This window comes from Lysinibacillus sp. NPDC097214 (assembly GCF_050277945.1).
Classification (GTDB): domain Bacteria; phylum Bacillota; class Bacilli; order Bacillales_A; family Planococcaceae; genus Lysinibacillus; species Lysinibacillus xylanilyticus_B.
The window spans coordinates 314,737-338,171 of the sequence record NZ_JBNNSS010000004.1 but is presented as its reverse complement, the minus strand read 5'-3'; the positions used below and the strand labels follow the sequence as shown (position 1 = coordinate 338,171).

The 23,435-nt window shown below is 33.7% G+C and carries 19 protein-coding genes and 3 pseudogenes; 8 read left to right on the top strand and 14 right to left on the bottom strand.

Annotated features, from left to right (window positions below; all coding sequences use genetic code 11):
* Nucleotides 1-430 precede the first annotated feature (430 nt).
* Nucleotides 431-3,241, bottom strand: coding sequence for a heavy metal translocating P-type ATPase (locus tag ACQKMI_RS11670; RefSeq protein WP_427489016.1), 2,811 nt, complete (start codon nt 3,239-3,241; stop codon nt 431-433).
* 10 nt (nt 3,242-3,251) lie between these two features.
* Entirely contained in the window at nt 3,252-3,572 is a 321-nt protein-coding gene (locus tag ACQKMI_RS11665) for an ArsR/SmtB family transcription factor (protein ID WP_427489014.1), read from the bottom strand.
* 78 nt (nt 3,573-3,650) lie between these two features.
* Here ACQKMI_RS11665 and ACQKMI_RS11660 point away from each other — a divergent pair, with 78 nt between their 5' ends.
* From ACQKMI_RS11660 to ACQKMI_RS11635, 6 genes and pseudogenes are all read left to right on the top strand, one after another.
* The gene (locus ACQKMI_RS11660; protein WP_427489012.1) at nt 3,651-4,196 is read left to right on the top strand and encodes a copper resistance CopC family protein; all 546 of its coding nucleotides are present in this window, start codon (nt 3,651-3,653) and stop codon (nt 4,194-4,196) included.
* 71 nt (nt 4,197-4,267) lie between these two features.
* Nucleotides 4,268-5,296 (top strand): copper resistance D family protein, encoded by a 1,029-nt coding sequence (locus ACQKMI_RS11655; protein WP_427489010.1) that lies wholly within the window; start codon nt 4,268-4,270, stop codon nt 5,294-5,296.
* A 24-nt stretch (nt 5,297-5,320) separates the two neighbouring features.
* Nucleotides 5,321-6,004 carry a DsbA family protein gene (locus tag ACQKMI_RS11650; RefSeq protein WP_427489008.1) on the top strand — a complete coding sequence of 228 codons (684 nt, stop codon included), beginning with the start codon at nt 5,321-5,323 and terminating at the stop codon, nt 6,002-6,004.
* On the top strand, nt 5,997-6,440 hold the full coding sequence (locus ACQKMI_RS11645; RefSeq protein ID WP_427489007.1) for a disulfide oxidoreductase: 444 nt from the start codon (nt 5,997-5,999) through the stop codon (nt 6,438-6,440). Before ACQKMI_RS11650 ends, ACQKMI_RS11645 begins: the two co-directional genes overlap by 8 nt.
* A gap of 3 nt (nt 6,441-6,443) precedes the next feature.
* Nucleotides 6,444-7,154, top strand: a pseudogene (locus ACQKMI_RS11640) (cytochrome c biogenesis CcdA family protein).
* Between the two features lie 47 nt (nt 7,155-7,201).
* Entirely contained in the window at nt 7,202-7,831 is a 630-nt protein-coding gene (locus tag ACQKMI_RS11635; RefSeq protein WP_427489005.1) for a class I SAM-dependent methyltransferase, read from the top strand.
* A gap of 97 nt (nt 7,832-7,928) precedes the next feature.
* Here the strand turns inward: ACQKMI_RS11635 and ACQKMI_RS11630 are convergent, their stop codons facing one another.
* The 8 genes and pseudogenes from ACQKMI_RS11630 to ACQKMI_RS11595 form a co-directional block, all read right to left on the bottom strand.
* The gene (locus ACQKMI_RS11630; protein ID WP_427489004.1) at nt 7,929-8,417 is read right to left on the bottom strand and encodes an N-acetyltransferase family protein; all 489 of its coding nucleotides are present in this window, start codon (nt 8,415-8,417) and stop codon (nt 7,929-7,931) included.
* Nucleotides 8,418-8,475: 58 nt separating this feature from the next.
* Nucleotides 8,476-9,807 carry an NAD(P)-binding domain-containing protein gene (locus tag ACQKMI_RS11625; protein ID WP_427489328.1) on the bottom strand — a complete coding sequence of 444 codons (1,332 nt, stop codon included), beginning with the start codon at nt 9,805-9,807 and terminating at the stop codon, nt 8,476-8,478.
* Nucleotides 9,808-9,908: 101 nt separating this feature from the next.
* Complete coding sequence (locus ACQKMI_RS11620; RefSeq protein WP_427489002.1) at nt 9,909-10,130, bottom strand: hypothetical protein; 222 nt, start codon at nt 10,128-10,130, stop codon at nt 9,909-9,911.
* 34 nt (nt 10,131-10,164) lie between these two features.
* A pseudogene (locus ACQKMI_RS11615) lies at nt 10,165-10,534 on the bottom strand (arsenate reductase).
* An 11-nt stretch (nt 10,535-10,545) separates the two neighbouring features.
* Nucleotides 10,546-11,601: an ACR3 family arsenite efflux transporter gene (gene arsB / locus ACQKMI_RS11610; protein ID WP_427489000.1), complete on the bottom strand. Its 1,056-nt coding sequence runs from the start codon at nt 11,599-11,601 to the stop codon at nt 10,546-10,548.
* Entirely contained in the window at nt 11,594-11,920 is a 327-nt protein-coding gene (locus tag ACQKMI_RS11605; RefSeq protein ID WP_427488998.1) for an ArsR/SmtB family transcription factor, read from the bottom strand. Before ACQKMI_RS11605 ends, arsB begins: the two co-directional genes overlap by 8 nt.
* A gap of 481 nt (nt 11,921-12,401) precedes the next feature.
* Nucleotides 12,402-15,431, bottom strand: coding sequence for a DEAD/DEAH box helicase (locus tag ACQKMI_RS11600; RefSeq protein ID WP_427488996.1), 3,030 nt, complete (start codon nt 15,429-15,431; stop codon nt 12,402-12,404).
* Between the two features lie 550 nt (nt 15,432-15,981).
* A complete protein-coding gene (locus ACQKMI_RS11595; RefSeq protein WP_107951667.1) occupies nt 15,982-16,527 on the bottom strand; it encodes a TetR/AcrR family transcriptional regulator in 546 nt (181 codons plus the stop codon).
* A gap of 240 nt (nt 16,528-16,767) precedes the next feature.
* Between ACQKMI_RS11595 and ACQKMI_RS11590 the strand changes: the two genes are divergently transcribed.
* Entirely contained in the window at nt 16,768-18,954 is a 2,187-nt protein-coding gene (locus ACQKMI_RS11590) for an MMPL family transporter (RefSeq protein ID WP_427488994.1), read from the top strand.
* Between the two features lie 350 nt (nt 18,955-19,304).
* Here the strand turns inward: ACQKMI_RS11590 and ACQKMI_RS11585 are convergent, their stop codons facing one another.
* The 3 genes and pseudogenes from ACQKMI_RS11585 to ACQKMI_RS11575 all read right to left on the bottom strand — a co-directional run bounded on the left by ACQKMI_RS11585 (nt 19,305) and on the right by ACQKMI_RS11575 (nt 21,824).
* On the bottom strand, nt 19,305-20,009 hold the full coding sequence (locus ACQKMI_RS11585) for a hypothetical protein (protein WP_427488992.1): 705 nt from the start codon (nt 20,007-20,009) through the stop codon (nt 19,305-19,307).
* A 140-nt stretch (nt 20,010-20,149) separates the two neighbouring features.
* Nucleotides 20,150-20,920 carry a hypothetical protein gene (locus tag ACQKMI_RS11580; RefSeq protein ID WP_427488991.1) on the bottom strand — a complete coding sequence of 257 codons (771 nt, stop codon included), beginning with the start codon at nt 20,918-20,920 and terminating at the stop codon, nt 20,150-20,152.
* Between the two features lie 336 nt (nt 20,921-21,256).
* Nucleotides 21,257-21,824: pseudogene (locus ACQKMI_RS11575) on the bottom strand (GNAT family N-acetyltransferase).
* 147 nt (nt 21,825-21,971) lie between these two features.
* On the opposite strand from ACQKMI_RS11575, the gene ACQKMI_RS11570 reads away from it, so the two are divergent.
* Entirely contained in the window at nt 21,972-22,226 is a 255-nt protein-coding gene (locus tag ACQKMI_RS11570) for a hypothetical protein (RefSeq protein ID WP_390008114.1), read from the top strand.
* Between the two features lie 409 nt (nt 22,227-22,635).
* Here the strand turns inward: ACQKMI_RS11570 and ACQKMI_RS11565 are convergent, their stop codons facing one another.
* Nucleotides 22,636-23,139: a hypothetical protein gene (locus tag ACQKMI_RS11565; protein ID WP_427488989.1), complete on the bottom strand. Its 504-nt coding sequence runs from the start codon at nt 23,137-23,139 to the stop codon at nt 22,636-22,638.
* Between the last annotated feature and the right edge of the window lie 296 nt (nt 23,140-23,435).

The window sequence follows — 23,435 nt, the reverse complement described above, 5'->3', positions numbered from 1 at the left end:
AACTAAAATTATTTGGCGTGGAGGAGGGCTTGGATACGTCAACTCCCCATATGTACAAGTGTATATGGACAAGAACTTTTAGACAAATTGGACAAGAACTTTTAGACATTGCCACAAACTCACCTCCTTTTCACGAGGATTTCAAAGCATTTTGATTTTTTGGACAAGAACTTTTGGACACTTTATTTTTTAAGAGGACAAGAACTTTTAGACATTTAAATCTTTGTGATCAAGAATATATAGGACTTTTTTAAATTTGTGGACAAGAACCTTTAGACACTTTATTTTTTTATGGGACAAGAACTTTTAGACATTTTATTTTAAGTACAGATGGCGATCTACATGGACATCAAATTTTATACTATAAAGAAAGACACCAAAGTTTAATACATTTTAAACTTTGGTGTCTTATGTGATTTCTCAAATAGAATTATTTTATACGAAGTAAGCGTAGAGAGTTTAGAATAACAATTAATGCAGCCCCAGTATCGCTTAAAACTGCTAGCCATAGAGTAAGCCATCCAGGGAAAATCAACACTAGCGCAATAACCTTAATGATAATTGAAAAGATAATGTTTTGTTTGATAATCATTAAAGCTTTCTTACTTAGTTTAATCGTATGTGGTAATTTATCAAGGTTATCGGCCATTAATACAATATCTGCGGTTTCCATTGCTGTATCGGTACCTGCACCACCCATTGCAATGCCTATATTGGCTGTCGCAAGAGCTGGGGCATCATTTATACCGTCTCCTACCATTGCGACCGTGTAGCCTTCATTTTGGAGCTTCTGAATGGCGCTCACTTTATCTTCAGGTAATAGATTTGCAAAATAACGACCAACATTTGCTTCAGCAGCTATCATTTTAGCAGCACCATCATTATCACCAGTTAACATTACTGTTTGATTAACACTGTTTTGTTTTAATAAATTTAAGGTTAAAACAGTTGAGGATCGTATCTTATCTGATACTGAAATCAAGCCTAAAATCTGTTTTTCGGTACCTATGATAACAACTGTTTTACCGTGGTTTTGCATTTCATATATATTTTGCACTAAATTATTTAATGGAACATCAAGTTCCTCAAAAAGTTTCACGTTCCCAGCATAGTAAATCGTATCGCCTATTTTTGCTTGAACGCCCTTGCCTACAATATTTTTGAAATCTTTACCTAGTTTTTTCTTAATATTGCGATCCACTACGTAATTTGTAATAGCTTTAGCAATAGGATGAGTGGAATATTCCTCTAATGTTAGTGCGATGGATAGTAATTCTACTTCAGAGATCTCTTCGACTTGAACATCTGATACTGTAGGTTTCCCTTCTGTTAATGTTCCGGTTTTATCAAAAGCAACGGCATCGATCTTTCCGGCAATCTCCAGGAATGTACCACCTTTGATAAGAACGCCATTTTTAGCTGCATTTCCGATAGCTGAGACTATGGCTACCGGTGTTGAGATAACTAATGCGCAAGGACAAGCAACCACTAATAGTTCTAGTCCTTTATAAAACCACTCTCCTGCTGTTCCAAAGCCAAGTATAGGTGGAATAATAATCAATGCTAATGCAGAGATAAACACTATAGGTGTATAGATACTTGCAAATTTATCAACAAATGCTTCTGTCGGTGCTTTTTTCTCTTGTGCTTCTTCTACCAGATGAATTATTTTAGCGATAGTAGTATCTGCAACTAGTTTTGTTACTTTTACTTCTAATGTGCCATGTTCATTAATCGTACCAGCATAAACAATATCACCAATTTGTTTATCTACTGGTATAGATTCACCCGTTATAGGAGCTTGATTAATACTTGACTCTCCCACTAAAATTTCACCATCTAATGGGATTTTTTCTCCTGGTTTAATAACAATGGTTTGACCAAGTGCAATTTCTTCAACAGCTTTCTTTTCAATAGTTGTACCTACTTTAACCCAAGCTTCTGGTGGAGCTAAATCCATTAAATTTGAAATTGAATCTCGAGTGCGTTCTATTGATTTTGTTTGTAGATACGTACCAATAGCAAATAGCCAAACAACCGTCGCGCCTTCAAGCCATTCTCCTATCAGCATTGCACCTATTGCTGCACCAGACATTAGAACATTCATATCGAGCGCTCGGCTTTTAATTGCATAAAACGCACTTCGCACTGGTTTGTATCCACTAATTACCAGTGCGATCCCATAAAAAAGATTACTTAGCCATTCAGGGAGAGCGGTATATGATCCAATAAGCCCTAATGCTATTAAAACTCCTGAAAAAATGATGATGTTATTTTCTGTTTTCGACTTCTTTTGTTTTGTACTTGAAGATTTATTTTCTACAAGAGAAGCTTTAAAGCCAATTTTTGAGACTTCAGAAATAATTTTATCCGATGGTCCATCGTGTTCAACTTTCATTTTTCCAGTAGAAAAATTGACGTTTGCCACTGATACTGTTTGTAAACTCATTAAGTGCTTTTCAATACTTTTAGCACAGCTACTGCAATCCATTCCAACTACATCATACGTTTTTACATGATTATGTTGTTGGATGGGCTCTGCAGTAAATCCTAATTTTTGTACAGTACGTTCAATAGGCAATAGTGCTTCGGAAGAATCAGCACTTACCTGCATTTTTGCAGTACTAAAATTTACTTGAACTGTACTAATATCAGGGAGAGTAACTAACCCTTTTTCTATGGTCTTCGCACACGCTGCACAGTCCATTCCGAAAATTCGATACGACATTTTAAATTTATCAGGTTCTTTTTGATTTGAGTTGATTGGATTTGTTGAAATATCTTCAAGTGGGATAAATGTCTGTTTTGAACCACCACTACAACATGTGTTGTTATTGTTTTCATTAGTTTTTGAAGTTGTGGTTGAATCACAACAACTCTTACCTACCTGTTCATCTTTAGCATCATGATTTTTTGAATCACAGCAACTCTTACTTACCTGTTCATCTTTAGCATCATGATTTTTTGAATCACAGCAGCTCTTACTTAGCTGTTCATCTTTAGCATCATGATTTTTTGAATCACAGCAGCTCTTACTTACCTGCTCATTTTTATCATCATGATTTTTTGAATCACAGCAGCTCTTACTTAGCTGTTCATCTTTAGCATCATGATTTTTTGAATCACAACAACTCTTACTTACCTGCTCATCATTGGCATCATGATTTGAATCACAACAGCTCTTACTTACTTTTACATCTTTAACATCATGACTATTTGAACTACAACATTTATCTGCCATATCAATCCCTCTAATCTATATGGTTTGCACAGCATGCAACATCAGTTTGAACATCTTCTAAAACAGTATCAAACATTTCAAGAAGTTCGCGGATTCGCTCATTTCTCAAGCTGTAGTAGCAATACTTCCCTTCATTACGACCAACGATAATGCCACAACCTTTTAAACAGGCTAAGTGTTGTGAGATGTTAGATTGATTGCCGTTTAATTCCTCAACGATTTGAGATACTGTTTTTTCCTTCTCTTTAATACACTCTAAAATTTGAAGTCTTACCTTATTTGAAAATCCATGAATTAATTTAATTTTTAAATCAGTATTTTTTTCTGTCACAAAATCTCCTCCAATTCATATTAGACTTTGCTAATATGTCTGTCAAAAATTTTAAAAATGTGATTATAGGAGGTCAGAATGATTAGAAAAATTTTCTTTGCGGTATTATTTATCAGCTTTTTATTTAGCGCTCAAGTGAAAGCGCATACACCAATTGAGGATTCAAATCCTAGGGATGGAGAAGTGATTACGGAAGAATTACACGAGGTTTCTTTAATGTTTGGAACTAAAATTGAACAAACGAGCAAATTTGATGTATTTAAAACAACCGGAGAAAAGATTGAACAAGCAAATTTCACCCTTCAGGATAATGTTATGAAAGCTTCTTTTTTCGAACCATTGGAAAATGGATCCTATCAAGTAAAATGGTCAATTATTGGTGAAGATGGCCATCCGATTGAGGGAATCATTGCATTTACTGTCGATCAGGCAATCACAGAACTACAGAGCGAAGAAGTAGACGAATCTAAACAGCAAGTTAACGAAAATATTGTCACAACAACAAATGAACCAAATGACAATAATCAAGTGAATACTCCTAGTTACCTACTTCCATCTATTATTGGATTATTGGCTCTCATTGCAATTGTGAGTACGTTTGTATTATTGCGGAGGAAAAAATAATAGTGCTTTCTATTTCGATTTTTAGTGAACCATTTCTATATCTATGTTTTTCAATATTAATTGGCAGCTTTTTGCTACAGCTTATACCAAGTACACATCGTCCAGGATTTTCTGTGCAAAAAGGTGTTTTAATGACTGCAACAGCAGGTATTGCAATCTTTTCATTTTTTCCTGTTTTGCAAACCATTTTATATCTTTACGAAGATATTGGCTTATTAAGCACACTCCAATCTGTCCTTTTAGGCTTTACAATAGGCAAGGCTTGGATTGTTACATATCTCGTGTCCAACGTTTTATTTATTTATATTATTTGGTTTGATTATAGAAAACGACCTATTAATTCATTGGTAGGTTTAATTTTAACCTTTATTTTAATCTTAATACTAGGTTGGTCAAGTCATGCGGCATCCATTGATGACTGGAAAGGATTTCTTATCCATTCTGCTCACTTTACAGCTATCTCTGTCTGGGTAGGTATATTAATAGTTGTAAGTTGGTTCCCTACTAACTATTCCAATTGGTTAAAGTTTTTAAAATGGTTTACACCAGTAGCTGCGGGTTGTTTTATGGTAACTATAGCAACGGGTTTATTGTTAATGAACGTTGTAATAGATTATTCCGATTATGCTAATTCATGGATACTACCATACGGTCAATCCCTATTAATAAAACATTTATTAATTATTCCCCTAATTTTATATGCATTTATCAATAGTATATTGATTAGAAGGAATATCTTAAAAGATTCTTCTTTTAATCCAATTCCTTGGACAAAAGCAGAAAACCTAGTGATCTTCTTAATTTTTTCTGCAACAGCTGTTTTAGGGCAACAGGAGCCACCACATGAGATAGAGATTACAATTGCATCTTCCGGTATATCCAGTTTATTTGACCTCTTTTATTCAGGCAATATTACGAAAGAATCTATTATTCTTTTAGGCTTTAACCTCAATGCTGTTCTTTTAAGTATATTAGGTGCGTTCTTTTTAATCCTTTCCGTTATGACATATGTTAAACGCGCACCAGCTTTTATTGGCTTTATGATGAATATATTAAGTGTGATTTCTTTCTACTTAGCTTTAATGATGAGCATTCAATAAAATCTAAAAAACGAGGTTATATTTATGAAAAAGAAAAATATAGGCGCTAAACTCGCTGTCATCCTTACATTACTTGTTTTTGTATCTGTTGCGTTGATCGTAGTATTAAATCAAAAAAATGATTCTGTTCCGGAGAAAGCTCCTACAGGACCTCCTTCCATAGAAGAGCAACCTCTATTTGGGGAATCTAATGCTCCTGTTACAATCGTTGAATTTGGTGATTTCAAATGTCCTGCATGTAAAGCTTGGGGAGATACAGTATTTCCTAAATTAATAGAGGAATATATAGAAAGTGGAGATGTAAATTTTGCTTATATTAATGTACCTTTCCATGGTCAAGAATCTATCTTAGCTGCTCTGGCTGCGGAATCTGTTTATAAACAAGACCCAAATGTATATTGGGATTTCCATAAGACGCTTTTCTCCTCTCAACCAGAAACAGCAAAGCATGATGAATTATGGGTTACAACAGAAAAACTATTAGAACTTACAAGCACTATGCCATCCATATCGCCGGAAAAATTAACACAAGACCTAGAACAAGAGTTGACAATGCCACAAGTGGAAACAGATACTGCTTTGTATAAAGAAAATGGAGTCGGTGTAACACCAACGATTATCATTGGTGATAAAAAAATAAGTGATCCATTTGATTATGAAGAAATTCGAAAAATAATTGAAGAAAAATTGAGTGCTGCAAATGAATAAAGAGATAAAAGAAAATTCCAAAGACATTTACCTACTTTACTTTGCCTGGCTTGTCTCATTAGTTGCTACTTTTGGCAGCTTATATTTTAGTGAAATTCGTGAATTTATTCCTTGTGAAAAGTGTTGGTATCAAAGGATTTTCATGTATCCACTTCTTTTTTTTCTCGGGATTGCAATGTTTCAACGTGATGTTACTGTAAGAAAATTCGTTTTACCACTTTCCATTATTGGTGGCTGCATATCATTAATACACTATCTTGAACAGAAGATTCCTGGATTCGGTGGATTTAAACCTTGTGTAAGTGGTGTACCTTGTGATATCCAATATATTAATTGGTTTGGGTTTGTAACCATCCCCTTCCTAGCATTAACAGCCTTTACACTCATATCAATTAGTATGATAGCTATGTCCAAAGCCAAACGAAAGGTGGCGTAATCTTTGCAAAATGAGATTAATTTATTACTAGTCTTCGGTGCAGGATTATTATCCTTCTTATCCCCTTGCTCATTACCGTTGTATCCAGCGTTTCTTTCGTACATAACCGGTGTATCTTTAAATGATTTAAAAGAGAACAAAGGGATTTTAAGCCGACATGCCATAAAAAACACATTATTATTTTTACTTGGTTTCTCCATCATTTTTATAGCACTTGGTCTCTCTACTTCGTTTATAGGGACATTCTTTATACAATATAAAGATTTATTAAGACAAATCGGTGCTATTATTATGGTTTTCTTTGGTCTACTAAGCGTAGGCATCCTTAAATTAGATTTTCTAATCTCTGAAAAGAAATATCAGTTTAAAAATAGGCCAAGTGGCTATATAGGTTCGATATTAATAGGGATAGCTTTTGCAGCCTGATGGACACCTTGTACAGGGCCAATCTTAGCTGGAGTAATGGCTTTAGGGTTAACAAACCCCGATAAAGGCTTATTATACACGCTCATTCTTGTACTTGGTTTTTCAATACCCTTTCTTATTATGTCGCTTTTTATTGGCAAATTACGTTTTTTCCAAAAAAGAAGCCATCAATTTATGATCATTGGCGGATGGATTATGATTTTAATGGGGGTTTTATTATATTTTGACATGATGACAAAAATCATTGCATGGGTCACTCCTATTTTCGGAGGGTTCACAGGATTCTAGAAGTTCAAATTGCTTCAATTTTAACTATTGAAAGATGGGATGACATTTTGAATAATACTTGGAACAAGCTTGTTTACAAAGTTGGCTCTTCCTTCTATGATAAGGTCTTTAATACAGGTATGTTTTTAAAGACTAGAAAAAAGATTTTTCAAGAAGTACCTTTTCAAAGCAAACAAAAAATCTTATATGTAGGTATTGGTACTGGGGTTGATTTAGAATTAATCAACTATGTTGATTATGATATTACAGCAATTGATTATTCTCCTGATATGTTAAATAAAGCTAAAAGTAAATTCGAGCGCTCTGCTATCAAATTTTTAGAAATGGATGCTCAGAAAATGGCTTTTGAAGATGAATCATTTGATTATATTGTAGCGAGTTTAATTCTCTCTGTAGTTCCTGATGAAAATAAGTGCTTTGGAGAGATGATAAGAGTTTTAAAGGAGGATGGTAAAATTCTGATCTTTGATAAATTTGCTCCTAAAAATCAAAAAATAACACTAACAAAAAAACTGTTAAGACCTTTTATAAGCATACTAGGAACCGATATTGGTCGAAGTTTTGAGGAATTGTTTAACCAAAATGAACAAAGGCTCAAAATTATAAAGGATGACCCTGTTATGTTAAGTGGAATGTATAGATATATTGAAGTAATTAAACTGAATAAACTGAAATAAAAACCAAGATGTTAATCAAAAATAGGCAAGGTAGCTTCAATAGTATATTGCCTATTTTTGATTTGATAAAAACCAAATTAAATAAAACTAATTATAATTAATTTGCACTCCTTTTTTCCATTATAACGGTATCATGCCATTTCCCATGTAACTGAGCAACTTTTTCTCTCGTACCAACAATTCTAAATCCCATCTTTTTATGTAATTTAATACTTGAGGTATTGATGGCAAAGATAGAGGATTGAAGTGTCCAAATTCCTGCCTTTTCACTGTCCTCAATTAATACTTTAAAAAGCCTTGAAGCAATACCCTTCCCTCTACTATCACTCGATATATAAACACTAACTTCTCCAACTCCAGAATAAACAGTGCGTGTAGAGACGGGTGAAATGGCAATCCAACCAACCACTTTACTCTGTTCTTCTGCTACAAAACGTAAGGTTGCATGATGTCTTTCATCCCATATCTGTGCACTTGGCACAATTATTTCAAAGGTTGCCATCCCTGTTTCGATTCCCTCTTTATAAATCCTTAATACCTCTTTTAAATCATTCTTTTCCATTTTACGAATAATTAGTGTGTCCATCCCATTTCCCCCCTTAGTATTTTAAAAGGACTGCTAGCTTTAGCTAACAGTCCAATTTTTAACAGCATGAATTTGATTGATTGGCAAGATTAATACCGCATACACCTGTTTCAGGTAACTCCAATTCCACACGTTTTGAAGCTTCTTCATCATTTGATAAATAAGCTGTTATTGAACGAACTTGTTCGTAGCCTGTTGCCATTAAAAATGTTGGTGCGCGTCCATAACTTTTAGCTCCGACTATATAGAAGTCCTTTTCGGGTTGGCGTAGTATTTCTTCTCCATGTGCTCTTACTGTGCCACAACTATGCACATTTGGGTCAATTAGTGGCGCTAATGCATGCACACTTTCTGTTGCTGAATCAATGGAAAGACGTAGTTCGCTGTTAAACGTAAGGTCTGGTCGATTCCCTGCATTGACAATAAGCTCTTCAAATCCCGTTAATACTTTTTGTTCTCCGTTAATAGTACCAACAATATGGATGTCCTCATCTTTCTTCACCTGTGAGATATAGAAAGGTGTTATTACTTCAACCTTACCTGTATCTACTAATTCGTGAATGCGAACACCGAGTGCGCCACGTGCTGCCAATGCATCTTTTTCTTCGCCACCATAGGCTTCTTCTACAGATTTTTTACGCATAATCCACACTAGCTTTGTTGTAGAATGCTCTTCTTGTAATTCCGCAAGTGCCAATAAGGTATTGATAGCTGAATGGCCACCACCAATAACTGCAATCTTTTTATTGGCATATCTCTTAGTATTCGTATTTATATCTGGGATACGATACTCAATGTGATCTGCTAATGCTTTTTCATTTTGTAGCCATACACCTGTAGAATTTGCTGGGTTTGGATTTCCCCATGTACCCGTAGCATCAATAATAGCTCTCGCCTCAATGATACGGATGTCATTCTCTTGCTCAATATAAATAGTAAAGGACTGTTCAACTCGATTTTTTGTCTTCATCTTATCATTAAATTGTCGTGAAATCCCTACTACTTTTGCGTTCAATTGAATGTTAGGCTTTATTTGTATTAACTCAGACAAAGGTTTTAAATAAAGATCAATTAATTCATGTCCTGTTGGTAACGTATCTAAATTAGGTTCTACCCAACCGGAGGCATTTAATAAAGCTTTAGCAGCTTTATTAATATTATATCGCCATGGTGAAAATAATGTAACATGCTCCCAAGTACGAATATTGTGCGCTATTTCACGCCCAGCCTCTAGTAAAATAAATGCTTGCTTTTGTTCCACTAAATGAGCAGCTGCAGCTAATCCAATGGGACCTGCGCCAATTATTACAATTGGTAAATTCAATACTTTAATATCCTTAGTAGTAGTACAACAAGATCCATTTTGGTTGATTACTTTTAGTGTTTTCATCATTAACTTCTTTCTCCTCTTTTTTATTTATATAACCATTCCCTTATATAAAATATATTTTTTACGTCTAGCAAGTTAGCTAGACGTTTTAAAATTTGTAATTAACACATTTCAATTTCACATATTGTTTTATCAATTTCTTTTATAGCTTTTTCAAATTGCACCCATGTAGAAGTGTCGTAATGATCTCTATCTCCTTTAAAAAAGAAATAAAAAGCAAACTCTTTAGCCTGTATCAATGTGTATTCTCTACTATTCATAATTAACTTTAAATAAGCAATAAAATAATCTTTAGTTAATACGCTAGCATGATTTACTGCCATTATTGAATCCTCCATTCAACTGATTGAATAATTGCTAACAGACAGTATTATCCTCAGCTACAAAATGCTCAATTCGTTTTCCAATTGCATCACGTATATTTTGGAATACAGTCCATTTTCCCCCATCTATACCTGTTGCTTTCGCAGGACTTCAAATCCTCACATAACGTAACCACTAGTGTGGCACTGTTTAATGTCTCAAAATCAATTAAATCAGATGTATGATTTGAAATATCAATTCCTACCTCTGCCATCGCTTTAATGGCATTCGGATTTACCCCGTGTGCTTCAATACCAGCACTTTTAACTGTCCAATTGGTTGGTAGTAGCTTTTTTGCCCATCCTTCAGCCATCTGACTGCGGCATGAGTTCCATGTACACAAGAAATAAAGTGTATTTGTCATAATATTCCTCCCTATTTAATAGTTTTAAAGTATTTTTTCTGCCAACGTAAGGCAACCCATACAAGTCCTATGAGTACAGGTACTTCTACAAGTGGACCAATAACAGCGGCGAATGCCACTCCACTGTGAAGGCCAAACACGCCAACTGCCACGGCAATCGCTAACTCAAAGTTGTTACTTGCAGCCGTAAAAGAAAGTGCTGCTGTGACAGGATAAGATGCGCCAGCTTTACGTGAAGAGAAGAATGAAACAACAAACATGATTACAAAGTAAATAAATAATGGAATAGCAATTCGTACTACATCGAATGGTAGTTCAACTAATTGCTCACCTTTTAAGGCAAACATCATCACAATCGTGAACAGCAGTGCAATTAGAGTCAGTGGTGAAATTTTTGGTAAGAACTTTTCCTCATACCACTGTTTCCCTTTTGTTTTAATCCCTATCCAACGTGTGAGGAACCCTGCAGCAAACGGGATACCTAAGTATATAAGTACGCTCCTAGTAATCTCCCACATAGAAATGGATACATGGAAATTCTCTAAACCAAACCAACCTGGTAATACATTTAAGAAAAAGTAAGCAAAAATTGAATAAGTCACGATTTGAAAGATGGAGTTAAACGCAACTAAACCAGCTACATATTCACGGTCTCCACGTGCTAAATCGTTCCATACAATCACCATTGCAATACAACGAGCTAAACCTATCATAATCAGTCCAGCCATATATTCTGGATAATCGTGCAGGAAGATGATGGCTAAAAAGAACATTAAGAACGGTCCGAGTAACCAGTTTTGAAAAAGAGATAGTAAAAGCACTTTCCAATCCTTAAACACACGCCACATCTCTTCATACTTTACTTTCGCTAATGGTGGGTACATCATGACAATTAACCCTATAGCAATCGGTATGGATGTTGTGCCAATAGACATGGCCTCTAATGCTTCTCCAATGTTAGGCATTGTCACACTTAATAAAACACCTATTCCCATAGCAACAAATATCCATAGAGTAAGGTAACGATCTAGAAAAGAAAGCTGCTTGGTTAAAGAATCATTATTCATTATCAGTTCCTCCTACATGGCAACAATCTGTGCCACAGTTGCACCCGTTTAAAGGCTGAATTTGTTCGATGATGCCCTTCATCAATGGCGTTTGATCCTCTACTAAACGGTAATGTTTCCAAGTCCCTACTTTTCGTTGCGTAATAATGCCTGCCTCCTTTAATTTTCGTAAATGTTGACTAACAGCTGGTTGAGATATTCCGAGAACATCTACAAAATCACATACACATACCTCCCCATTCTTCATGCATGCAAGTAATTTAATCCGATTTAAATCTGCAGCTGCTTTTAATTGTTTTTCAATTTGTGTGTTTTCCATTTATCTGCGCTGCTTATATAATCATTTACTTATATATTAATTTAAATAAAATCCCCTCGATAAAGAAAGGTGAAATGATGCATATATAACTATATTCTTATATTATGATTTAATGTTTTGAATTGCAACAGATTTTTAACCAATTTGAATATTTTTTTTATGTAGCTTTGAATTTAGTTTGATCGAAAATATCTTACGAACCAGCATTTTTATAGACAAAAGAGATATTTATTGACCGGTTCTACAAAAAAAGACCAACTTTTTGTTGGTCTTCATCTACGAATTAGTCGTAGTGGGCTAACTGCTATTCTAAAATATAAAAACAAATTATCTTCTATTTACTCAAAAGGGAACTCTGTGAAATAGCTAAGTGCTGCTTTTAACGGGCGTTTCCATTAATAATTGGAGTCCCTTTTTTAATTCGCTAAAGAGTAATAATAGAAATACATATAGATTAGAACAAAGAGTGTAGACTATCCACTTAATTGCTAAAATAACATGTTAAGCGTAAGCCATAAGTATCTTTTAAATAAGCATCAGTTGCCAGGATAATTTGTTTCATTGAATTTGAGAGCTCCAGTATCGATACGCCAGGTTGAACAATTGAAATTCCAAATTCAGTTTCAAAACCAGATTTAACCATCTTTTTCAACATATATAAGGTTTGTAAGTCTCCCTTCTCAAACCTTGTTTCATCAAATTTTTTCTGTCTTGTATTTTCTCGTACAATCATTCTTTGAACAATTTCTAAGATATTATCATTCCACATAATTGACTTTTCTGCTTGACCACATACTTCATATAGGTCCGAAACACGAGCACCGGGGCGCTCTCCTTGAGAATATTTACAATGGTACAGATGAAATACGATTTTTTGACGTTCTGTATCAATTTTGACCGAAACGACATCTGCAATTTCTCCAGATCCATCGTCATCAAAAATAATATCTGATGTCTGATCTACAATATTATGTATCGTAGCATATTGAATTGAATTAGTCTTTCTTTCCCTTCCTTGTGATTCGGATTTAATATCGACTCCTAATTCATTCCAGTCGATAGCATAAAAAGAATCTGGTGGCAATTCAATGTCACTTTTGGGTTTGATAACTGTTTTTAAATTTTCTTGGACTATAATAATAGTTCCATCACTTTGTATGAACGAAATTTCTGGTGAATTTTCGTACAAAAATTCAGTCATTTTAACAGTTTTTTGTCCTGATTTCACTATTAGCTCTTCACCCTCGATTTGTTTGAAACCATATGATATCTCATTAATAAACTGCTCAAAGACAAATTTTCTTTCATTTATCCAAAATTCAAAGCGAAGTTTATCTTTAACTAAACTGGGATTCTTTAAATCTGTTTGAAAGAACGGAAATTCTTTTTGTTCTTTAGAAATATACAACTGCTTTGTAGAAGAATTGGAAACTTCAATTATTTCAGGTAACAATATTTTATAAGGCACACCCTCTGGAAATTCCTTAATAACTTCCAAAGCGAGTGAATTATTTAAAATATTATTCGTATCAATAGAGTGATCCATTACCTTTTCCCCTATTTTTTTACACCAATCTGTCCAAAAGTTTATTCGTTCTACCCAACGCATCCAAACTTTCCCTTTATACGAACAACCAATACTAATTTTTCCACCATCTTGATAGCCATATCCGAACAGATTTGATTTAGTTGAACCAGATGCAATAGCTTCATTTATACCAGACTTAATATCAGTCCCAGCAAACATTCTAAAGCTAATTCTTCCACTAGGCTGCTGCTTCAATCCCAAAGTTCCTAGCATCAATCTATTAATTCCATCTAAGCTTCGATATATTGAATCTCCCTTGATTGCTAACGCTTCCGGAAACATACTTTCCACAAGTCGATTTCCTTTTCCAGCATCGGTTTCGTTAATATGAATGATTCCATTCTCTTTATCAAAAAACAATACAAAAAAATCATAATCATATTGCACTATATCCTTTTGATCAGACCAGACTACTTTTGTTTCAATTTCCTCAATGAAAATGTAAACAGAATCCATTTCATTTATTAATGTAGTAGTTCTATCTTGATCCAAGACTTGTTTCCATCCTTCTACAAAAGTCCTTTTTGAAAGATATCGAAACATTCTTGTACTTATTTTCATCTTTAATTGGGATAAATCTATTTCTTTCACATGGCCTTTTTCAAAATTACCAATGAATTCACTGAGTTCAACTTCTTTATCAATAGCTTGATGTGAATGAATGTTAAGAAGTTGATTCCAATCAGAATCTTGATGATATAATTCTTCAATTGATTCCTTCAAATCGTCCATTGCCACATTTGTAATGAGCTTTGCATTACCCACATTATTGCTACTTGTTCGAGCGAATCGTCCAATGAATTGAAGTGTAATAGGAAGCGACTTATATTTATCGTGAATTGCTGCAATTTTCAGTGTTGGAATATCAATGCCTTCCCCAAACATATCTACACAAACCACAATTTTCGAATTACCATTTTTAACTTGCTTTAAGTATTCGTTTCTCTTCGCTGCTGGAATACCCGTGTGAATTACAACTGGATTATACTTTTTATATTGAGAATATATGTTTTCATATAACTCATCAGCACGCTTATGGGTCTTTGCTCTCGCAAGAAGTACATGCTCGTATCCTTGTTCCACATCTTCCACTAAATGCTGAATTGCAACTTTTGCGATTTCTTCATCAGATTTTTTTTCGTCAAATTCTTGAATTGGATAAAAGTCAATTGGCTTGAAATATCCAGCTTTTTGTGCGAGCGCCAAACCATAATTGAAAATTATTTTACCATCAACTTTTCTGCCATCATTTCTAAATGGAGTTGCAGTAAATTGTAGTATCTTCTTTCCTAAAAATCTTTCTTTTACTGTTCTCCAGTCAGGAGCTGCAAGATGATGCGCTTCATCAAAAATTACAACTTCTACCCTTTCAAATAGTTTATCTAAAACATTTGCAGGCATTTTTTTTATCATACCTGGTGTTGAAACAACTATATTAGCCTCCTCAAGTGCCGCAATCACAGCTATTTCATCTTTATCTTCTACTTTTGATTTATAAAGAAAAGTAGTTGGATAAATAACATTATTAGAAATCATTTTTAATTTTGGAAGTATACCGAAATTCCTAGCACCTTCAAATATCTGTTCCCTCAAGAGATTAGACGGTACAATGATTAGTGTGGAAGATATTCTTTCGGAAATAATCGTAGCATACATTGTTTCAGACTTTCCTGTTCCAGTTGGTAAGACAATTGTTGCTGGAGAATTTGAGATCGCCCAATGTGCACGAATTGCAGAAAGAGCCCCAAATTGAGGCAAACGTAATCCAATCTCACTTTTGTCTCGAGATACTCTCTCCTGGTACGATAATTTCCAACTATCAACAATTTCTTCTCGACTGAAGAGTTTACCATCAGCGTCCGTACAGCGACTTAACTTATTCCCACGACCAATTGTTGAAATTATGTTTTTATATGTTGCCAAACAATCCCTTCTTTCTGCTATGAAATTAATAAGGAAATTTTACTAATTTTATTATAACAGATACAGGAAAAAACTTTCTGGTCCTTACATGAAAACAGTCGTATTTCCTAGAGTAACGCGCACATGTCTCATGACTCACTACATCATAATCTGTTAGCTGTCCCAAGAGAATAATCACATTTTATTAATGTTGCTTTGAAATAAAGTTTGAGCAAAAATGCCTCGCAAACCCCTTATTTTACGTTAAATAAGAAGAATCCCTTTTGAAAAAAGATTGATCAAAAGGGATTCTTCTTTAGCAGTTTTAAGTTAGGTTTTATAAAAAAGTTTGGTTATTTTCTACCTGTGTTGCTCCACAATCGCGCCCGATTGTTGAAGATCGTTATTGAACTAAAGCCCTCCGTTAGTTTAAGTGAAACTCTTCACATTCCCTTGAAAAGTTTACCATCTCTTAAGCTAACTCGATATAGAATAAATTTACGCAAATTATAACTTTTTTATAGAAAATCTCTGAACATATTAATGATAATTATTCAAAATAACAAATCGTTTATTGAGATGACATGACGTTCATACTTTCTAAGATTTGTACAACTTCTTCAGTTGGAATATTCATATCATCATTTATCCATTTTCGAATTACTTTAATGATCCCACCTGTCGAATAAGTGAAAAAATATTCTAAATGAGTCTCATTAGCATTTGGTAACTTTTTTTTAATTTCTGCAATTGTTATATCATGAGCAGAATTCAAAACTGTATTTAGTACATGAGAGCTATTTTTTTCATTAAAAATGATTTTACAGAGATCCTTATTTATAAGTATCAATTTTAAAAGTTCATTTAGTATATTTTCTTCTCCCGAAATATTAATAGTACTCATCATTTTCTCTATCAATTCTTCTTCAATACTCCTCATTAAATCAAAGGGATCATTATAATAAGAATAAAAAGTTCCGCGATTAATATCTGCTACTTTACAAATATTCGTAACAGTAATTTTATTTAAGTTTTTTTCTTGTAGCAGCAGTAAAAAAGCCTCTATAATTACCTTTTTACTATACAGTGTTCTTCGGTTTCCTGGTGTACCAACCACGTTTTTCTCCTCCCTTAGTAACCAATTCACTTTAATATGTTTTTAAACGGACAAAAAATTAATAAATGATTATTTAATAACATCTGTTTTTATTTTGCTTATTGTTACCTTCAATTAGCCTTAATATACTATGTCTATGCCATTAAATCAACAAGGTGTTTAATTAATAACTTTTTGTTTAAGCAATAACTAGTTGTTTTAATGTGTTGTATGTAAAATTAGGATGAAAGGAAGCTGTTAATGGCAAAGTATCTTTATAAATTAGGAAAATTGGCGGCAAACAATAGTAAAAAAATAATTGGAGGCTCAATATTAATTCTCCTTGTGATAGCAATTATTGCAATGAACCTGGGGTCAAATTTCTCTGAGGACATGTCTATACCTGGATCAGAATCAGAAAAAGCCCTTCACCTCATTAAAAAGGAATTCCCCTCTAGTACAAGTCAAGTACAGTTAGTATTTAATGCACCTGAAAATAAAACCCTAGATTCTGAAGAGATTAATAATGTAATTACGGATACATTGAAAGTGATAAAAGAAAAAGATAGTTATATTGTTTCTGTAGCAAGCCCATTAGAGTTAGGGAATATAAATAAAGATAAGAATATTGGTTATGCAATTGTTACTTATAATGTAGCAGCAGACAAGGTATCGGAAAAATCAAAGAAAAATATTATAGAAAACATCGAAAATATACGTGATGCTGGCATTCAAACAGAACTTTCTGGTGATGTTTCATTTTCTGAAATGGAAATTGGAGGAATAACAGAAGTAATTGGGGTAATTGTTGCTTTCGTTATATTGGCAATTACTTTTATTTCCTTATTAGCGGCTGGATTGCCAATTATTACGGCGGTTATTGGACTAGCTACAGGAATTTTTTTAATTATGATTGGAACAAATTATTTGGATATTACCTCAGTTTCAATAACGTTAGCAGCAATGTTGGGACTGGCAGTAGGCATTGATTATGCTCTCTTTATTATGACTCGTTTTAGACAACAAAGGAAAGAAGGATATTCTGTCCAAGAGTCTGTAGCAATTGCAAATGGAACAGCCGGTAGTGCTGTAGTGTTTGCTGGTATAACAGTCATCATTGCGCTCTTAGGTTTATCTGTTGCAAAAATACCATTTTTAACAATGATGGGTCTATCTGCTGCCCTTTGCGTATTATTCGCAATATTTATTGCAATAATTGTGGTTCCAGCTTTTTTAGGTCTGCTGGGACATAAAGTGGGACCAGATAGAAAGAATAGTTTTTTAAGCAAAATTATTAAACGTGATAAAAAACAAACCACTTCCGATAGATGGGGAAATTTCGTAGCAAAACGCCCGTGGGAGGTGGCGATTATTGGAATTACACTTCTATCTATAATTGCTATCCCTATTTCCCATATGGAACTCGCATTACCAGATAACGGTTCGAAAAGTGAAGAGACAACAGAAAGAAGAGCATATGACTTACTTACCAAAGCTTATGGCCCTGGCCATCTTTCAACATTAATTGTAGCTGCTAAAACCTCAAGCGAAACAACCAATCCACAAGTAGCATTAAGCGATATTATAGAAGAGCTAAGTGGGTTAACAAATGTAAAAAATGTTAGTCCAGCAATTCCTGGACCTTCAGGAGAATTGTATCTTATTTCTATAACTCCAGATACAGGAGCTGCCGATTCAGAAACAAAAAATCTTGTAAACGATATTAGAGAAAAGGCAAAGACCTTGGAAAAATCCAATCATATAAAATTAATGGTTACAGGTACTACGGCGGTAAACATTGATATATCACAAAAACTGAGTGATGCATTACCAATATTCGCCTTGTTAATTATTGGATTTTCATTCATCTTATTAGTACTAGTATTCAGGTCTATTCTAGTTCCATTAAAAGCAGTACTAGGATTTGTACTGTCTTTAGGTGCAACATTAGGATTCACTGTATTTGTTATACAAGATGGAAATTTAATTGATTTATTTGGATTCCCCATTGCCTATCCTATATTAAGCTTCTTACCAGTCATTGTGATAGGGATTTTATTTGGGTTAGCAATGGACTATGAGGTTTTTCTAGTTAGTAGAATGCGTGAAGTATTTACACATACCGGTGATGCACGTAAAGCTGTTTTAGCTGGAATGAAAGATAGTGGTGGAGTAGTAACAGCTGCAGGGTTGATTATGATTTCAGTATTTACTGGATTCATGTTAGCTCCAGATCCTATAATTAAAGCAATGGGCTTTTCACTCACATTTGGCGTTATATTTGATGCTTTTGTAGTAAGAATGGCTATTGTACCAGCAATAATGATCTTAATGGGAAAAGCTTCTTGGTACTTGCCAAAGTGGTTAGATAAATTACTACCAAATTTAGATATTGAGGGAGAATCATTTATGAAAGAAAAGAAAGAAATAGAAAGAAAAAGGAATTAAAAGGAGAAAGACGTTAAGTTCGAATAATGCATAATGTTTTTAATTAATGGTGCTTCTTATTTTTTATAAAAAGTTCATCGGTCGTATTAAATAAGAGGGTGTTTTGATCAATCTTTTTTCAAAGCATCCTCTTTCTGTTTGTTCATTTATCAAGGTTATTAATATTAATTTGATCAAACTTTAATCTAAAACAACATCTTCAAATTCCATAAAAACTACATCGCTAAATATGGATATTAAAATACGCTTTAAATTTTGTATAGCTATTTTCTTATTGAACTAAACTGCTTCGTTAGTGAAAAAACAACTGTTCTATTGAAAACAATCGCTTTCGTTAGTTTAACAACACATTATTCATTTGGTTTAAATTCAATTGATTTTGCCTGATACATTTTATCCTTAAACATATACGTAATTTGAATATCACCTATACTTCCACCTGCTGGAGAAATTTGACCTCCGATTTTCGCAATAAGTTGATTGTCGTTTATTTCGAAGTGGATTAGATTGCCAAAGTATATATCAGGAAGTAAATGTTCAGGCTCAATTTTTAAAGGTTTGGTATCAATTGCATATTTCTTTTCGCCAATACTAATATTTGCTTCGTTAGGTAATAACTCGGTCTTTACATTTTTTAACACTATTGCAATTGGGTCATCAACAAGCACTTCAACTGGTACTTCAACAAGCTCCTTATTTATTCTTTGATTTTGGATTTGGAGAACGTGAACTTCTTGTTCTAATATTCCAGTACCAGTACCCTTGGTCAAAATTATGATTAACTCATTTTTTCTATCTTTATTGATGTCCTCATAGATAATTTGAGGGGACCAAATAGGACTTGTTGTATTTATCCAATAAGGTCTTGTAAGGACACCACCTTGAAAATCAATTTTAAAATCTATATATACTCCATTCATCTTTTTAGCATAAAGTGTAGCATCCGCATTATCAGACTTTGCAATTTCATCATATTCATTTATTATTGCCTTAGTTTTTGTTAAAACAGCAAAAAAAGAAATGGCAATAATTAATATAAGAATAATTTTTTTCATATGAAAACACCTCATATTAAGTGTTCTCTATAACTGACTGTTTATTCCACTAAACTGCCTCGCTAGTTGAGGAAGAAAAAAATGGGATTCCACAGGAATCCCATCTTGAAGTAAAGCCCCCGTTAGTTGAAAAAAATCCTTTAACTCTCCCGCCTACATTGTATAGTGCTTTCTTTTTCAGAAATACCCTTTTGTATTGTAACTTTATTTATTTTAACACCATTTTCTGGAGTATCAGTCAACGTGATATGGATTCTATCAAAGGGAGCGTCACCATGATGTGCACTATAATTTAACGCACTTGCATGAACTATATGTCTTCTTGTATCTCCATCCATTCTTTCAACTTTATCTATTTTTGGACACATGATAAAATCTGAATAAGTTTCAGCGAGATAGGAAAAATATCTGGTATATAAAGTTTCTTCAAGCAACTCATCTTTTGGTGCCCCAACACTTTCATATTTCCAGCCAACTAAGAGCCAATCATAAAGGTCTAGTGATTTCAATCGAACCTTTTTGTTATTTCGAGTATATATAACCTCACCATCTGCTATCGTGCATGTTTTTACATGGTTTTCGGACACACAATTATATGCAGGTTCAATAACTGCAACGTCCCCATCTTTCATTTTTATTTTCATTATCGAGACTACGGGAGTTTTATTTAACTCAATTACTCCTTCGGAAGGACTTGCCGTGTCTATCCAGTTAACAACCTTACTGATAATCACTTCCTCATATCCATCATTTTCTTTAAATAAACGAGTTTCCCCATTTAAACGGTTTACTTGAATAAATGAAACAGCCTCTTTTTCTAATTTTGGTTGAAAACTCGCTTTTACTAATAGTAATTGCATCGAGAAAAATAATTCAAAAATCACCGTGACTAGTATGACTAACTTTCTCAAGAATTATCGCCACCTCTATTGTGAATTTTGTAGGTATTTTCCCCTTATATTAAAAATAAATACTTAAAGAACAAAGATGCAAATCAAACAGATTACGATACAAAAAGAAACGTCATTCAATAGCCCTTCTTGTTCAACTAACCTACCCCGTTAGCTTTAGTACACTGTTTCACAAACTCACATCAAGATTAACATAAAATCCTATTTTTAATTTAGAAGTGTTACTCAATTAAATGGCCCTTTTCATGAAGAAAGACGCTTTCCTTATTTATCAGAAAAGCGCCCGATTGTTGAATAGTATTATTGATAAATATGTCATTCATAACTTAGTAATGATTAAAATGATTTTTCAAAACAAACACATTGGTGAATACGTTTATTATTTGTAAATTGGTGAATATCTTTCCCAACGTAATGAGTAAAAGCGTTAACTAAGTATAAATTGGGCATGTTACTTTGAATTCGATGATTCATTTCATTCCCCTCAAAATAAACGTGATAATAGGAATCAACGATATTAAAATTCATTTTTTCATACCAGTTTTGAACCCATAAATCATCTCTTGTCCAAGCCTCAAAACGATTTAATTTCATTCTTCTTGCTTTAGTTTCAGCAGCATAGAGTAATTGTTGTCCTATTCCTCGTCGGGAGAAATCCGGATGAACAGCGATATGCCAAATCATTCCTCCTAACCCTTCTCCTCTGGAGCAAACTGTTCGTTCTTCTATTTCATATTCTACATCAATAAGCCCAACGATTTGACCGTCCAACTCTGCGACTAGCTCGATTCTGGATTTTCATAACGTTCTTTCTTATTTAGTACATTATCAAAATAAGCAGTCTGTAAAAACGCAAGTGTTCGGAACCAGTCTCGTCATCAACTCTATAGTCTCTAATAATCACTTTTCCCCTCCGGATTTTAGGGACCTCGTAGTTTATAGGGGATTTATACGCTCATCCCTTAAAATAGATTCATCCCCAAGGTCGAAACTTAACTACATTATTATTCGTTATATTATAAATAGTCTGAAATCAAAAAGGAGCCTAGCTATGAAACATTTATCAATTTATGTTTTAATCTTTAACTTACTTTTTTATGCACTAACCTTGTTTAATATTGATCTTGTTCCAGGTATAGTATGGCGAAGTGTATTAATTACAGGACCTATAATAGGGATTATCTTAGCTTTGTTGTATTCTAAAGGGAAATTGAAAGTAATAGGATTATCAGGAAATTTGTTCGTTTTTGTCATTGCCATACTTTTGCCGTATATTGTTACAACATTCATTTGGAACCGACCATAGCAAGTTCACTTCTACAGAGCCAATATCTAAGAGATGTGCTTAGATATTGGCTCATTTAATTTGAAATTCATTTGTGGAATATCGTTTTTCAACTATAGCCCCTGTAGTTAATATATAGGAACGATTAAAAAATGCAGGTATACAACGCCAAGAATGCAGCCTTACTCAAAATGCCACTAAACCATTACTGTTAATCGGTTTCTACTCACGTGCATAAATTGCATTCATAAGAAAAGCCAAGAAACGTTGTTTTCACAGCATTTCTTGGCTTTTTGTGTCTTCCCAAATTTTCATTTGGGAACGTTATATCTACTAAGCAATCAAAGATGATAAAAAAGCCGACAAGGTTTTAATAAAACCCATCGGCTAAGCAAGATGATTTGTGGTGTGTTTTCAAAATGAAATTTTATTATAGTTTTTCAGTTACTAATCTACTTCTCTGCTTTGCGTGCAATTTTTTCATTGCAAGTCTTGCTATAGGTTGTGCAACTAGCAACTCAATCCAAAATGCTACACCAAAGTTTCTAAACCAACTGTGAAAGAAGTTTTGGAAAGGTTCTATGCTTATTTGTTTCGTACCAACCCAAGCTCCTATTATAGTCATAAGAATAGATATGACTGTAACATTCAAAAGGGTATTTAATAGAACTCTGGCATTAAAGCCATCTGTTGGTCCTACGAATTTCGGCAGAATTTTGCCAACTAAAGGTCCTGCAACTAATCTAACTATCAAAACAAAAATAATCCACAAAAATGGAATTATTTTTAGAGTTTCTAAATAATTTTCTTTACTGAATCCTAGTTCCAGCCCCACAATTATCGGGCCGATTGTGTTTGCTGAAATAATTGAGATAATCAGTAGAAACACTATTCCTTCTTTTGGATTTTGAGGAAGTCGATCTTCTTTATACATATTAGTACCCTCCGAAAATAATATTCAAGATGGTAGACGTATCTTTCGACATATATTTTCGGTAAAAAATTAATTCACCAATATCTCTACACACTTACTTTAATAAGTTTAACTCGTTTTCAGATGAATTCCAGTCTTGTATTATTCACATATATGTGAGCAAAATCATTGTCGAGGGAATTGATTCTCCTACATTTTTGGCGGTGTTAGATGTTGAATTATCACCCGTTATGTCATTAACAATAATCTTTGCGAAAACAGCCTATCTATTTTATCACGTTTCCTTCTTCCACTAA